At 68.7% G+C, this 14,304-nt stretch carries 8 protein-coding genes and 4 pseudogenes; 6 read left to right on the forward strand and 6 right to left on the reverse strand.

Annotated elements, in window-relative coordinates:
• Positions 1 to 72 precede the first annotated feature (72 nt).
• Entirely contained in the window at positions 73 to 1,308 is a 1,236-nt protein-coding gene (locus J7E88_RS32805; RefSeq protein WP_215187115.1) for an IS701 family transposase, read from the forward strand.
• Between the two features lie 420 nt (positions 1,309 to 1,728).
• Here the strand turns inward: J7E88_RS32805 and J7E88_RS32810 are convergent, their stop codons facing one another.
• The 3 genes and pseudogenes from J7E88_RS32810 to J7E88_RS32820 all read right to left on the reverse strand — a co-directional run bounded on the left by J7E88_RS32810 (position 1,729) and on the right by J7E88_RS32820 (position 5,731).
• Positions 1,729 to 3,819, reverse strand: a complete 2,091-nt coding sequence (locus J7E88_RS32810; protein ID WP_215187116.1) for a SpoIIE family protein phosphatase — start codon at positions 3,817 to 3,819, stop codon at positions 1,729 to 1,731.
• Positions 3,820 to 4,469: 650 nt separating this feature from the next.
• A pseudogene (locus tag J7E88_RS32815) lies at positions 4,470 to 5,218 on the reverse strand (transposase family protein).
• Positions 5,219 to 5,359: 141 nt separating this feature from the next.
• The gene (locus J7E88_RS32820; RefSeq protein ID WP_215187117.1) at positions 5,360 to 5,731 is read right to left on the reverse strand and encodes a hypothetical protein; all 372 of its coding nucleotides are present in this window, start codon (positions 5,729 to 5,731) and stop codon (positions 5,360 to 5,362) included.
• Between the two features lie 111 nt (positions 5,732 to 5,842).
• Between J7E88_RS32820 and J7E88_RS32825 the strand changes: the two are divergent.
• Positions 5,843 to 6,076: pseudogene (locus J7E88_RS32825) on the forward strand (phage holin family protein); the annotation flags it as partial.
• Between the two features lie 50 nt (positions 6,077 to 6,126).
• Positions 6,127 to 6,723 carry a DUF3618 domain-containing protein gene (locus J7E88_RS32830; protein WP_215187160.1) on the forward strand — a complete coding sequence of 199 codons (597 nt, stop codon included), beginning with the start codon at positions 6,127 to 6,129 and terminating at the stop codon, positions 6,721 to 6,723.
• Between the two features lie 356 nt (positions 6,724 to 7,079).
• On the opposite strand, the gene J7E88_RS32835 is transcribed toward J7E88_RS32830, so the two are convergent.
• Positions 7,080 to 7,517: a hypothetical protein gene (locus tag J7E88_RS32835; protein WP_215187118.1), complete on the reverse strand. Its 438-nt coding sequence runs from the start codon at positions 7,515 to 7,517 to the stop codon at positions 7,080 to 7,082.
• Between the two features lie 355 nt (positions 7,518 to 7,872).
• Positions 7,873 to 8,522 (reverse strand): annotated as a pseudogene (locus J7E88_RS32840) (IS110 family transposase); the annotation flags it as partial.
• A 1,104-nt stretch (positions 8,523 to 9,626) separates the two neighbouring features.
• On the opposite strand from J7E88_RS32840, the gene J7E88_RS32845 reads away from it, so the two are divergent.
• On the forward strand, positions 9,627 to 10,973 hold the full coding sequence (locus J7E88_RS32845) for a YncE family protein (protein WP_308307698.1): 1,347 nt from the start codon (positions 9,627 to 9,629) through the stop codon (positions 10,971 to 10,973).
• Between the two features lie 866 nt (positions 10,974 to 11,839).
• Here the strand turns inward: J7E88_RS32845 and J7E88_RS36550 are convergent.
• A pseudogene (locus tag J7E88_RS36550) lies at positions 11,840 to 11,989 on the reverse strand (IS3 family transposase); the annotation flags it as partial.
• A gap of 187 nt (positions 11,990 to 12,176) precedes the next feature.
• Between J7E88_RS36550 and J7E88_RS36890 the strand changes: the two are divergent.
• Together J7E88_RS36890 and J7E88_RS32860 are read left to right on the forward strand one after the other, a co-directional pair.
• Positions 12,177 to 12,542, forward strand: coding sequence for a MarR family transcriptional regulator (locus J7E88_RS36890; RefSeq protein WP_308307699.1), 366 nt, complete (start codon positions 12,177 to 12,179; stop codon positions 12,540 to 12,542).
• A gap of 69 nt (positions 12,543 to 12,611) precedes the next feature.
• Complete coding sequence (locus J7E88_RS32860; protein ID WP_215187121.1) at positions 12,612 to 14,051, forward strand: carboxylesterase/lipase family protein; 1,440 nt, start codon at positions 12,612 to 12,614, stop codon at positions 14,049 to 14,051.
• Positions 14,052 to 14,304: the final 253 nt, after the last annotated feature.

The raw sequence follows: 14,304 nt of genomic DNA on the forward strand, positions 1-14,304 counted from the left end.
CTACTGGCGCAGGACACTAGTAGTGCTTCGTTACGTCGGGTGATCTCGCGTGGTGTTGGGCATCTTCTTGGCATGAGGCTGGGGGAAGTGGAACGACTCCGGGGTGAGTTATCGGAGTTCGTTGCCGATGTGTTCGCCTCGGTGCCGCGGCGGGATCAGCGGCGGTGGGGCGAGTGTTATCTGCGGGGCCTGATGCTGGATGGCCGGCGCAAGTCGGTCCAGCCGATGGCCGAGCGTCTGCCGGACGGGAACATGCAGGCCCTGCAGCAGTTCGTGAATCAGTCGCCGTGGGATCCGCTGCCGGTCAGACAGCGGGTCGCCGAGCGGCTGTCCGAGGTGTTCACTCCTGAGGTGTGGGTGATCGACGACGTGTCGTTCCCCAAGTGCGGCAAGGCGTCGGCCGGGGTGGCCCGCCAGTACTGCGGAGCGGTCGGGAAACGGGCGAACTGCCAGGTCGCGGTCAGTGTCCATGCCGCCACCGACACCGCCTCGTGCCCACTGCAGTGGCAGTTGTATCTGCCGCGTGAGTGGACGGACGAGCCGGACCGATGCCGCAGGGTAGGAGTCCCCGACGACGTGGTGCACAAGGAGAAGTGGCGTCTCGCGCTCGGCCTGCTGGACACACTCGCCGAGTGGCAGTTGAAGGCGCCGGTCGTGGTCGCCGACGCTGGCTACGGCGTCAGTACCCCCTTCCGGCTCGGTCTCCAGGAGCGAGGACTGTCCTATGTCCTGGCCCTGAACGGGAAAGAAGTCGCCCACCCGGAGGACGTCGAGCCGCACCAGCCGGCTTACGGCGGGCTCGGACCGCCCACCCTTCCCCGCTACCGCACCCCACCGCGAGCCGTCTGCGTCCTCGCAGCGCAGGCGGGTGCGGAGCGGTTCACCGAGGTGACCTGGAGGCAGGGCAGCAAAGGCGCGATGACCTCACGGTTCGCGGTGCTGACAGTGCGGCCTGCGGGCAAGCAGTCCCTGGCCGCAGCTCAGGAGGCGGGCGGCGGCCGCAACCGTTGGGACGGCGTCCTGCCCGTCCAGACACTCCTCGTCGAATGGCCGGACGGCCAGGACACTCCGACGGACTACTGGATATCGAACCTGCCCGCCACCACCCCGGTCGCTGACCTGGTGCGGTGGGCGAAGATGCGCTGGCGGATCGAACACGACTACCGCGAGCTCAAGCATGGCCTCGGGCTGGACCACTTCGAGGGCCGCACCTGGCGCGGCTGGCACCACCACGTCACCCTCGTCACCGCCGCCCAGGCCTTCCTCACCCTGCGGCGGCTCGACCCAAAAGTCCGCACACCGGCCTGACCCTCTACCAGGTCCTCGACGTCCTTCAGGACCTGCTGAGGTGCTGGACCGGTACCTGCACCACCTGCGGACGCCCCCTGCCCAGACCTCGGAGCAGCCGCAGACAGCCCAGAACCTAACGAAGCACTACTAGGCATGGTTTCTTTTGGTGTCTGCTGCTCGTTGAACGGGTCATGACAGACCTGGTTGAGCGGCTGGTTGAGCGGCTGGTGCCGGACGAGTAGTGGGTGCTGTTCCGACGAGTGGTGCCGCCGACGGACGTGAAGCGTCCACAGGGCGTAGGTCGGCGCCGGGCGGGTGACCGCGAGGCCCTGACCGCTCCGACTGCCGACGCCTGCACCGCCGCTACGAGCGCAAGGCCGAACACTTCCTCGCCTTCGTTGGCATAGCCGCCGCCCTCATCGGCTACTCTGCGCGGTGTCACAGGATGAGGCCCTGACCGGGCCCGGGAGCGCGGTGGACCTGGGCCAGGACGATCACTGCGTCGTCCATCGGCACATCGGGCAGCAGGCTCGCGAGAATGCGGTCCGCCGTCGCCTCAAGTGACCCGGTCGCGCCGCCCAGATGGCCGCGGAGCGCCTCCATGCGCTCCTCGATGTCGTGGCCGCGGGCCTCGACCAGGCCGTCGGTATACAGGACCACGGTGGCGCCCTCGGCGAGTTCGATCTCGGCCGTACGGAAGGGGAAGCCGCCGACTCCGAGCGGGATGCCCAGCACGTCGTCGAAGGTCACCACCGTGCCGTCCGGATTGCGCACCAGCGGCGGCGGGTGGCCTGCGTTGGCCATGCGGGCGCGGCCGGTCGCCGGGTCGTAGAGGAGGTAGAGGCACGTCGCCAGTTCGATGCCGGCCTCCTGGGCGCAGGCGTCGAGCTCCGTGAGGACGTCACCGGGTTCCCACGTGTGGCGGGCCACGGCTTTGGCGGTGATGCGCAGCCGGCCCATCGCCGCCGCGGCCCGGACCCCGTGTCCCATCACATCGCCCACGACGAGCGCCACCCGGTCGCCGGGCAGGTTGATCACGTCGTACCAGTCGCCGCCGACCTCCGTGACCTGGCTCGCGGGCAGATACCGGTGGGCGATGTCGACGTGGGGGCTGCTCCCGAGGGCGGTGGGGAGCAGCGCACGTTGCAAGGTGAGGGCGATGCGCCGGACACGGCTGTAGAGGCGGGCGTTGTCCAGGCACAGAGCGGCGCGAGAGGCCAGCTCGCCGGCGAGGCTGATGTCCTGCTCGTCGAAGGCCGGGCGTGCGGCGGACCGGCCGAACATCGTGAGCCCTTGCACCGTCCCCCGCGCGATGAGGGGGGCGATGAGCAGGCAGGTCAGGCCGCTGTCGATCAGCAGCTGCGCGCGGGCCTGGTGGATGACGGTCCGCGACATGAACTCGTCGTTCACGGGGACGGCGACGGGCCGGCCGGTCTGCATCATGGCGTGGATGGTGGATCCGGGCGGGTAGACCACGTTCTCGAGGCCGCCCACGAGCTCCGGCGCGGGCGGCGGCAGGGTGGTTCCGGCCGCGATCCGGCGGGTGACCAGCGGCAGCCGCGGGTCGAAGACCTCCGGCTCGTCCATCCAGTCCACGACCTCCACGACGGACGCGTCGGAGAAGTCGGGGACCGCGGCCTCGACGAGTTCACGGGCGGTGACCTTCACGTCCAGGGTGGTGCCGATACTTGCGGCGGCCCGGTCGAGCAGCGCCAGCCGCCGGCGCCCTGCGGTCGCCTCGACGATGGCCTGCTCGCGTTCGGTCACGTCGACCAGCAGGCCGCCCACTCCGCGGCGTGTGTCGCCCGCCCCGCTGAGGGGGAATAGGCTCACCGACCGGACCTGGTCCCGGTCCGGGCGGCCCGGCGTGCGCAGCCCTACGAGGGCGCCGACGACCGGACGGCCTTCGTCGGCGACGGAGCGCAGCATTCGCCCGTACGCACCTTCGTCGGAGGTGACCATGAGCTCGACCATGCGCCGCCCGATGTGATCCTCGATCGGCAGTCCGTCCATGTCGGCGAGTGCCTGGTTGAGGTGGACGTAGCGCAGGTCCTCGTCGAGCATCACCAGGCCGATGGGGCACGTCTCGAAGAGGGCGTCGAGGAACGTCAGGTTGGTCTTCACCCGGTCCAGTTCGTCGCCGCTGCTCGCGAGCCCCATGACCACGGACCGGCCGTCCTCCCCGGTCAGGGGGAAAACGCGGAATCCGCAGTCGAAGACCGAGCCGTCCGCGTGCACCGCCGGCATCCGGACCCGCCAGTAGCCCAGGGTCCGGCCGCGTTCCGTCAGCCGCACGGCCGCGCCGGGTCCGCCGCCCGTCTCCTGCGGGAAAAGCAGCGCGGCGGGCCGGGACAGCACCGCCGCGGAGTCATGGCCGAAGAGGCTCTGTGCACCGGGTCCCCAGTAGCAGATCCGGTTGTCCTCGTCGATGCCGAGCACGGCCACCGAGACGTTCTCCAGCAGGGTTCCCGGCTCCGAGCGCAGCGAGCCGGACGGCTGACCTCCCCCCGGCCTGTCCACTGGCACCATGGGCCCCCTTTCAGGCACCGCAACACACTGGGCCGAGTACGCCCGCCCAAGGCGCCTGGGCCTCAACTGCAATTCTGCCCGCCCCCCGCTGTTCGGACATCACGGCGGAAAACGGCAAGGGGCAACCCGGTGATCCCCCGATCACGAGCGACGCCGACCGCGCGCCCACCGGGAACGCCGGGAGCGCCGCGGGCATGGGCGGCCAGCGGCGCGGGCGCGCGGACTGCCTACCGGCCGTGGCCGGGCCGAGGGGCGCCTGGCGGGGGTTGGGATCCAACCTGTCTGCCATCGACACGGCTGGGGCCAAGTCGTTCTCCACGTGGCTTCCCCCCACTCAGTGGGAGGAGGAGTTTCGCGCTGACTGCCTTGTCCGTGGCGTATCCCTGGTGCAGGGCCTCGCGCGCGTGCTCGGGCCGCAGGGCGCGCGGGTCGCGCCGGAAGGTGGCGGGGGTCGTCCGGGGTGTCCGGGCCATTTCCGAACCCGGCGTGTCGGGCGAATCACCTGATTGCGGGGCTGTCGGACGGCATGAAAGATTTCAGTGGGCAGGGTTGTGACATGCCCACTGAAACCTTGCATTGCGGGTGGTTCAAGGCGGTGTGAGCGTACCGGTCATTTCAGTACCCGCTGGCTAATCACTTACTGAGCTTCTTCAGCGTTGCCGCTCCAGTGTGAGGATGGCCTTGGCGATTGACGTCATGCGGTTCGGACTGCATCGGGATCTGCGGAAGATCCGCCAGGACTTCAAGCGGGCGACGCCGCGTTCGACCGGTGCCCGTGCCGCGGCCAGGGCTCGGTTGACGGTCTTCTCGGTGGGGGTGAGTTCCTGCAGGGGCTTGCGTTTGATGCCCGTCGTCAGCCAGGGGCCGCCGCCCTGGTAGGCGAGATCGGCCAGGATGGGGACGCCTTGCCGCTCGCAGATACGGATGATCCGGTGGGTGCGGGCGGCGGTCAGATCGTGAGATCGGCCCGGCAGTGCGGGTGAGAGCCACAGCAGGCGGCCGTGCGGATCGGTGACCAGCTGCACGTTCACTCCGTGCCGGCGGTGCTTGTGCGAGTAGTCCGCGCGTGAGTCGCCGACCCGGTCGCACTCGGCGAGGGTGCCGTCCAGCAGGACGAAGTCGGGGTCGGCCTCGCGCAGGACCTTCAGCAGACCCGGTGCTCGTTCGGCGAGCAGGTGGATGACCGCGCTGGTGTAGGCGTGGGCGGTGGACTCGCTGATCCCGAACCCGGCAGCGATCTTCGCCAGGGTGACGTGCTCGCGCAGGTACACCAGTGCCACCATCGCGCGCTGAGACGGGCGGAGCTTGCAGCGCCGGTCCCCCTCACGGGGACGATGAGCATCGTGACCCACTCCACGAGCGCATGAGGCAGGTCGAGTGCGGCAGGATAGATGACCAACGAGGCCCCCGAGCAGCGTGATTGAGACGTCAGACTTCTCGATCAACAGCCCGGGGGCCTCGCTCGTTGCGGCTCGCGGACCGTCACCTGATCGGTGGCCACCTCGAAGAAGCTCACTGAGCCCCGGCCTCATGGCCGCGATCAGCGTTTGACACGGTTACGCACGGCCAGGATCGCCAGACCGAGGAGGGCGGGTTCGGTGAAGCGGGAGGCCATCTCGATGTAGGTGCCAGCGGTAGTCAGGTCCTGGCCGGAGGACCGGAAGAATACTGAATTGATCACTACGCGTACGGCTTTCTCGAACCGCTCACTCGACAGGCGCTCGTAGTACGACTCGGTGAGATTGTGCGGGTCGGGAGCATCGGTGGTTAAAATGATCTTTTGTCCGGCTTCGACTTGGTGGCCAGTGGTGATCGGCTTCGGGTCATCGGCGGGCAGACCCCACAACATCAGCGCCAGCGCAGTGGCGGCCGTGGCGCCTAGCAGCCACACCAGCGCGTGAGAGGCGCGCAACCCATATCCCGAAAGAACGCTGGCGCGATCTCGGTAGCGGGCCGCGGCCAGTCGGTCGGCGAATTGCTGTCGAAGGTGACTTCGGATGTTCAGGAGCTGTTCCGGCAGGAGGTGGAGCTGGCCAAGGCCGAGGTCCGCCAGGAGGCCACCAAGGCGGGCAAGGCCGCCGGAATGTACGGAGGGGCCGGCTTCTCCAGGTACATGGTGGCCCTTTTTGTGTCGCTGGCAGCGTTGTTCGGCCTGGCCAACGTGATGGACGCCGGCTGGGCCGCGCTGATCGTCGCCGCGGTGTGGGCGGTGATCGGAGCGGTGCTCTACGTCATGGGCCGCTCGTGGATGCGGGAAGTTTCGCCGAAGCCGGAGCAGACCGTGGAGAGGCTGAAGGAGGATGCGCAATGGGCACGTCACCCGACCAAGTGGGGGCCGGCATCGAGTCGACCCGCGAGAAGCTGTCCCAGGACGTGGACCGGCTGGCCGACCTGGCCAGTCCCCGCCGTGCGGTACGTCGGCGCACGGCCCGGGTCCGCGGCGCGATGTCGGGGGTTCGGGAGCGGGTCATGGGCACCGCTTCGGATGCGGCGGGGCAAGCCAGGGACCGGACGCAACAGGCCGCGCAGTCGGTGCAGCAGGGCGCCGCGCAGGCGACGGACGTTGCGCGGGAGGCGGCCGAGGAGGCCACCGCCTTCGCCCGGCAGGCCACTGACACCGCCCGGCAGGTCGCCGCCAGGCCGGCGAAGCGGTCCGGCAGGCCCCTGGGCAGGGAAGCGGCGGGCCCAGGGCAACCCCCTGGCCGCAGGCCTGATCGCCTTCGGCGCCGGGCTACTGACCGCCTCTCTCCTTCCGACCTCCCAGGCCGAGGAACAGGCAGCCTCCCGGATCAGCGAGCAGGCCGGCGAAGCACTCGAGCCGGTCAAGCAGACAGCCATCGAGTCCGCGCAACAACTGAAAGAGGACGCCACTCAGGCTGCCCAGCAGGCAGCCCAGGAGGTTAAGGCAACCGCCGCCGAGGCCGCGAGGAACACCAAGGAGGAGGCCGGCGACCAGGCAGGGCAGGTCGCCGAGCAGACCCGCGCATCGGGGCAGCAGGTAGCTGACGAAGCCCGCCGACAGGCCCGCGACTCCATGTGATCCCTCAGCGGCCGCTCACCTGGTTCCTCCTCCATGGCAGCGTCCGGGTGCGCATCCAGCAGTCCAGCGACCCAGCCGCTCGTTCGGTCGAGCGACACCACAACCCTCTTGCTTCGCGCCCATCGGGCGAGAGCCGATGCGGCACGAGCGCCGCCGCTTTCATCCTTCGACGAGCACCGGGCTCTGACGGAGGCGAACGAACGTCATGACCGCAGAAGCGTCAGAGGGTCGCGATGTCCACGCTGATGTCGCCGTCGACGCGGACGGCGACATCGAGGTCCGAAGCGAGGGCGAGGCGCTTTTTGAGGGTGGCTTCGATCCTGGATTCGATCTCAGCGGCGATAGCAGCCTCGAGTGCGGCGTCTGCCTCCACTTGCGCGTTGGTGACGACGGTCAGCCGGATGTCGACGCTGCCGCCCAGGCCGGCCCGCGCGACGGCACCCACTGTGACGTTCACGTCGAGGCTCTCCTCGAGAACGGCTTCCACGTCAGCCGCGATGGCCGCTTCGAGTGGTGTGACGACCCGCTGCTCGGCCGAAGCGGCGGCAGGCGTCGCGATGGCCGCGGCCGGAGCGGTGGAGGACGCGCCCAGCGTGATGGCGAGAGCGGCGACGGGGACGACTGAGGCCTTGAAGGCTTTACCGCCAATGAGTGACATGCTGTGAACCTTTCGTGAGCGAGGAACGCCGTGGGTGCCTGCCAGTCGGACAGACCGGCCTATGGATTCCCTCACTTACGGTTTTCGCCACCCGTTATGGCGTGAATGCGCTGATTAGGGTGAACGTGCCGAAGCCCTGAACACGCCGACCGCCAGAGCGGTCTGAGCGGCAGGTTCGGCCCGTCGGGTCGTCGGCGTCGGCTCGCGGTGCTCCGGCGGGGCAGGCGTCCTATGCGGGCGGACTGCCCGACCAAGCAGCCACTTCGGCAGCTGGGGATCCGAGACCTGGTCGGCCGGTGCTCCCGCCGGGCTGGCGGCTCTCTATCCCGCGGGGATGTCATCCGGGGCCTTCGGCAAGATGGGTGTGCTGGCCCCCGGCGGCCTGGACGGCCTTGGCGGCAAGCTGCTCGGTGCCGCGGACGTTGCGGTTGCGTAGCCATGTGGTCAGGCGACGGGCGCCGATGCGGCGGATGGCGGCCGGGGTCTGGTGGCCGGTCAGCAGCACCAGGGGGCCGACGTTGCCAAGGTCGAGTTCGCGTTCCAGGCCGGGGAAGATCCCGTGAGGTGGCCGCGGAACCGGTTGATCGTCCGGGTTCGGTCGTCCGCCAGGTCGCGGCGGTGGCCGATGAGGACTTTCAACTCGGTGACCAGCTCCTCGCCAGGCCGCAGAGGCGTCAGGTCGCGGCGGACGCGGGCCTGATCGGCGATGATCGTGGCGTCCTTGGCGTCCGTCTTGCCGTCGCCCCGGTAGCCCTCGGAAGCCCGGTTGACGGCCCGTCCGGGGATGTAGAGCATGTGCTGGCCATGGTTGAGCAGAACCGCGATCACCAGTGCGGCCCCGCCATCGGCCAGGTCGATGCCCCAGGCGGCGACCTCGCCCAGCGCGAGGACGTCGGCCAGGAGCTGGAGCAGTTCCGTCTCGTCGTTGACCACCCTGCGGGACAGGAGCCGCTTACCGGTGTCGTCGATCACCACGCAGTGGTGATGGGTCTTCCCGGCATCGATACCGGAGCCCGGATCTCTGTCACTCGCTTCTCCACGGGTCGCTTGCTGATGTGCACCACGGACGACCTCGCTGTCGAGTCCCTACTGAGGGATCAGTGCCGCAATTCCTAATGAGCAGCCGAGTCGTCGTGGGGCGCCGGGCGGCGAATCGTCTGAAGCCACGGACACGGCAGAGAACTGAAAGCCACACCCGGCACCCCTGGGTGAGCCAACCCTACGAATGGCTCGCTCAAACCAGTCAACAACGTAGGGAGAACTGACCACTGGGGCGCAGCCATTCGACTGTGCCCCTTTGTCTCTTCGGCCTTTGCTCGGTCGCCGGGTGGGGGAGGGGCCGGCCGGAGTCTCGCCGGGGCCGCCGGCACCTGCGGCGGGCCTGCGGGGAGTCTGGGTGCAGTGGTCGGCCGCGCGCAGCATCATGGGCGCTGCGCAGTGCTTTCTCCCCGGGGGCGGGGCACCGTCCGCGCCGCCCGGTGCGAGTTCGACGGCAGGCCGCTGGATCTGGAGCAGCTGTCGGCCGTCCAAAGCGCGGAATCGCCGAACGCCTCCTGCCGCTGCCGGATCCCGCGCCTTGACCGGCTCTGGCGGCGCCCGGGGCACCGGTCAGACGTGCGCGGGGGTCATGACCGGCTCCGTCACTGCCCTGCTGGCCACCGTCACCGTGCCGCCGAAACTCACCGCTGGTGTGGTCCCTGGTCGTCTTGGCTCTCGGCGCTATGATCTGCGACGTCGCAGTCCGCGCCTCGTGCCGCCGTTGACTGACCGTGGATAACCTTCATGACGAACCGCTGCTCCCCGCACCCCGCGGGGCCGGAAGGGGGATTCGGGTCGTCCGTACGGCCGCAGCCAGGCGCCTGCGCCGGGGAACGGGCGATCTGGCCACCTAGCGTCGGCTGCGGCGCTCTTCTGCGCCACGGCGAGCCCGCACGTCCATGACGGGGCATCAGTCGCCGATTTCATTCGAAGCACTCGAACGCACTTCGGTGTGGTGCACTGCAGGAGGTCGGCATGGCGGGTATCGCGCTACGGGGCGCGTTGGAGCGGCGGAATACGGGGCGAAGCCGCGGGGGTGGGGGCTCGTGGTGGGTAGCGGTGCGGGCCTGGGTGGCGGGGGTAGCGGTGCTGGCGGGTTTGGCCGTCCCGATCGCCCTGGCCGCGCCCGCCACGGCGACGCAGACCCGAACCCTCGCCTATGTCGCCAACGAGGGCACGGACGATGTGTCGGTGATCGACACCGCCACCAACACCGTTGTGGCCACCATCGCCGTCGGCGACAGCCCCAGGGACGCGGCGGTCACCCCGGACAACTCCCGCGTCTACGTCACGAACGTCGCGGATTCCACTGTGTCGGTGATCGAGACCGCCACCAATACGGTCATCGCTACCATCACCGGTTTCAGCGCTCCGTTTGCGTTGGCGGTCACTCCGGACGGTTCCCGCGTCTACGTCACCAATCTCGACAACACTGTGTTGGTCATCGATACCGACACCAACACCATCGTGGCCACCATCGCCGTCGGCAACACGCCCTTTGGGGTGGCGGTCACTCCGGACGGTTCCCGCGTCTACGTCACCAACCTCGACGATGACAACGTGTCGGTGATCGACACAGTCACCAACACCGTCATCGACACCATCGCCGACGGTGACGGTCCGACCGGATTGGCCGTGAGCCCGGACGGTCTCCGTGTGTACGTGGCCAAATTCAACGATGACGCTGTGTCGGTGATCGAGACGGCCACCAACACCGTCGTGGACACGGTCACCGTCGGCGACGGCCCCATCGCGTTGGCGGTCACTCCGGACGGTTCCCGTGTCTACGTCGCCAACCAGAATGATGACAGCGTGTCGGTGATCGAGACGGCCACCAACACTGTCATCGACACCGTCACAGTCGGCGATTTCCCGTCCGATGTGGCGGTCACTCCGGACGGTTCCCGCGTGTACGTCACCACCGCCGACGATGACGCTGTGTCGGTCATCGAGACGGCCTCCAACACCGTCATCGACACGGTCACCGTCGGCGACGCGCCGCGCGGTGTGGCGATCGGGACCGTCGAAGAGCGGATCCCGACGCGGCTGAGGCTGAAGGCGGAGAAGGACAAGAAGGGGAAGGATTCAAAGGAATCAAAGGGCAGGAACGGCGTCGAACTGATCGCCCGGCTGACCGCTGAGGGTGAGCCCCTGGAGGGCGAGACCGTCACCTTCACCACCGACACCACCACGCTGTGCACCGCCACCACCAACGACAAGGGCAAGGCGACCTGCAAGGTCCGCGGCAAGCAGGGCAAGGAAATCTGCTACACCGCCACCTTCGCCGGTGACGACACCTACCTGCCCTCCACTGCCACACTCTGCAGGCAGCACGACCACGGCAGGCCCGACACCCGACGAGGACTGCCCGGCCAGCGCGACATCCACATCCTGCCGATGTCGCCGACAGGGGCATGAGCCTGCCCGGCCGAACCTCGCCTCCTCGTCGCAGTCGTAACCAGCGATTCGGTGACCGTTCCGCCTCACAGGACCGCGACGCTCCCCGCACACGCGGTGGCCCCTGACCCCAGTCTCAGGTTCTAGTGGTCGTCGCAACACCCCTGTTCAAAGGGGTGCTAGATGGAGGTCCCAGGGCCCTGGTCCGTGAGCGGATACTTCCGGCTCATGTACCAGGGCCTGACCAGCTGTGAAGCGTGCCGGATCGTTGGAATCAACCCGGGACCGGCAAACGCTGGCGGAACGGCCGCAACGCCACCCGGGTGCCCACCGGGGCCTCGAAGCCGTGGAAGCAGTAGAAGCACACCAGCTGGCCTGTGCCTCCGTACCCAAGCCGCTTCCAGTGCTCCGGCGGCCGCTCCGCGACGTGTACCTCCCAACGGGTCTCCAGGTCGCCACGACCAGTTAATTCGTCCTGCACGGCACCCCTCCCCTTCGCTGCGTCACTCCGGTTGCTGCCGTTGCCGGAGGGCCGGGAAACGCGACGCCCCACAAGACGTGCCGCACCGGCCGGTGTTCGCCGCCGAGTTCTCCATCAAGTCATCCGCCAGGCGGTGGACGACTCCCGTCCGGGCCAGGGTCCTCTTTGCCGGTCAGGCTCCCTTTCGCGTCACGGCGATGTACGCGGCTGCGCGCCAACTACAGGGAGAGGGAGAGGCAGTGGAGACGAGGGCGACGGGGGTCTACCGGGAGCGGGCGGAGCGCCGCTGGCGGACGCGGGAACGGGCGAGGCCCGCGGCGACGGCTGGCAGCGCACCGAGGAAGAGAGCAGCTGCTACGACTGGCCAGCCGGTACAGCACCCTGACACTCCAACAGGCCGCCTGGCACCGTTGTCGATCTGGTCCTGGCGGACCCATTTGCGCAGCGTCTCGGTCGTCCCGATCCCCAGCTTGGCGGCGACTGCCTTCATCGCGGCCCACTCGGTGTCGTACTCGGGCCGCACCTCGGCGACCAAGCGGACCGCGCGCTTGCGCAGCTCAACGGGATAGTGAGCAGTGCACGGTTGACTCCACTCGCCACATAACGTTACGTTGCTTAACGTTATGAGTATTAACGAATCCTGGAGTGAAGGTCGGGAAGGGCCCCCCGAGGCGCTGGCCAGGTGGACCGGCTTCCTGTTGAACTGGGTCGCAGCCCACGCCCGTGAGGCTTATGAGCAGGTCGTGGCGCAGGTCGGGCTGAAACCGCAGCACCTGGGCGTTCTGACCCAGATTCAGCACGGCCCGATGATTCAGGCACGGCTGAGTGACCGGCTGAGGGTGTTCAAGCCCGTCATGGTCACCCTGGTGAACGAGCTGGAGGCGATGGCCCTGGCAGAGCGTCGGCCGCACGCCATCGACCGCCGTGCCATCGAGGTGCACATTCTTCCTGCCGGCCTGGCCAAGGTCAGGGAAGTCGAGCGGCTCAGCGAGCAAGCCTCCGCCGAGTTTTTCGACCCGCTCACCCCCCAGGAGCAGCAGATTCTGCACGGCCTGCTCACCAAGCTCGCCAAGGACGGGCCGGCCGGCCCCTGGCAGTCCCTGCGCTGATGTGAAACGCCCTAACAACGCCAAACACCGGGGTTGGCCGGCGCTAAGGGCTCTTACCAGGAGGAACGCATGCACGACACGGTCAAGACCCAGCAAGGCCTGGTCCGCGGCCGCACCCACGACGGCATCGTCTCGTTCAAGGGCATCCCGTACGCCGCCGCACCCGATGGCCTGAGACGTTTCCTGCCACCCCAGCCGGCAGCCTCCTGGGACGGGGTGCGGAAAGCCGATGCCTTCGGCAGCGCGCCGCCGCAACGACCGCCGGCGCCGGGGGTCCCGGCGGTGTGGCGGCCTGGCGACGGCCTGGACTGCCTGACGGTGAACGTCTGGACCCCGACACCTGTGGACGCTGCCCTGCCCGTGATGGTATGGATCTACGGCGGCCAGTGGACCTACGGCGCCTCGTCGATGCCGCACTACGACGGTTCCGTCCTGGCCGGATCCGGTGTGGTCGTAGTGACCTTCAACTACCGAACCGGCTTCGAAGGCTTCGGCCGCCTGCCCGGCATCCCCAACAACCGTGGCCTGCTGGACCAAATCGCTGCACTGACCTGGATCCAGGACAACATTGCCGTCTTCGGCGGCGACCCCGGCAATGTCACCGTTTTCGGCTCCTCCGCAGGCGGTGCCTCCGCCGCCCTGCTCGCCGCCGCGCCCGCAGCAGCCGACCTGTTCCGGCGGTGCATCGTGCAAAGCCTTCCGGCCGGCTACTTCAGCGCAGCCGAAGCCCAGCAGGTCACCGAACGGCTCGCGGCAGTCACCGGCACCGCCCCTACCCGGGACGGGCTGGCCGAACTGCCCCCTCAAGCCCTCGTGGAGGTGCCGGACAGGCAGCTGACCGGCGGGTGCCCAGGCGGCGCATTCGCCCCGGTCATCGACGGGGACCTGGTCACAGGACCTCCCTGGCAGGCCCTCGCCGACGGGCGGGCCCGCCACGTCGACATGCTCTGCGGCTTTACCCACGACGAACACCGCGGCTTCCCGCCCACGGCCGACCCTGCACGGATCGACCTGGCGGCCGCTGCCACCCAGTTCGGCCTCGCGCCCAACGCGGCCCTGGCCTACCGCGCCGCCTACCCCGACAGCACCGCCGCCGAACTGTTCACCACGCTCATGTCCGACGCACTGGTCCGCATGCCGACGACCTTCACCGCCGAAGCACACGCCCGGACGGGCGGCCGCACCTGGTTGTACGACTTCGCCTGGCAAGGCCCGATCGGCGCCGCCCACGGCATCGACATCCCGTTCGTCTTCGGCCTCCCCCACACCCGCTACGCCGCCCGCTTCCTCGGCACCCCGCCTCCCGTCGGCTTCGCCGCCCTGTCCCACCAGATCCGCACCGCATGGACATCCTTCGCCACCACCGGCGACCCAGGCTGGCCACCCTTCGACACCCACCTCCGCACCACACACATCTGGGACACCACCCCTGCCGACACCGCCTATCCCGTGCCGGACTCCCACCACATCTGGAGCCAGACACAGTCCTCTCACCCCGCCGACCAGTAGGGCTGAGGACCTTCCCCGGAGCACGCCGCCGAACGCGACCCTGCGTCCGCCGGAAACGCTGGTCAAGATCAACTATTGGGGCTCTTGGGCTCATCCCCGCAACACCCCCATCAGTGCCGTCATTTCTGCCTCCGGAACCGGTCAACGACCGCTGTTCCTAGAAATCAACGAAGCCAGACGTTCGACGTCGTACAGAGGCTCATCGAGCAGGGAGCCCCGCCGGAGGCTGTCGACCGGGCACGCCGGGCGCTCC

Origin of the sequence: Streptomyces sp. ISL-10 (assembly GCF_018614575.1) — a bacterium.
In the GTDB taxonomy this organism is placed as follows: Bacteria; Actinomycetota; Actinomycetes; order Streptomycetales; family Streptomycetaceae; genus Streptomyces.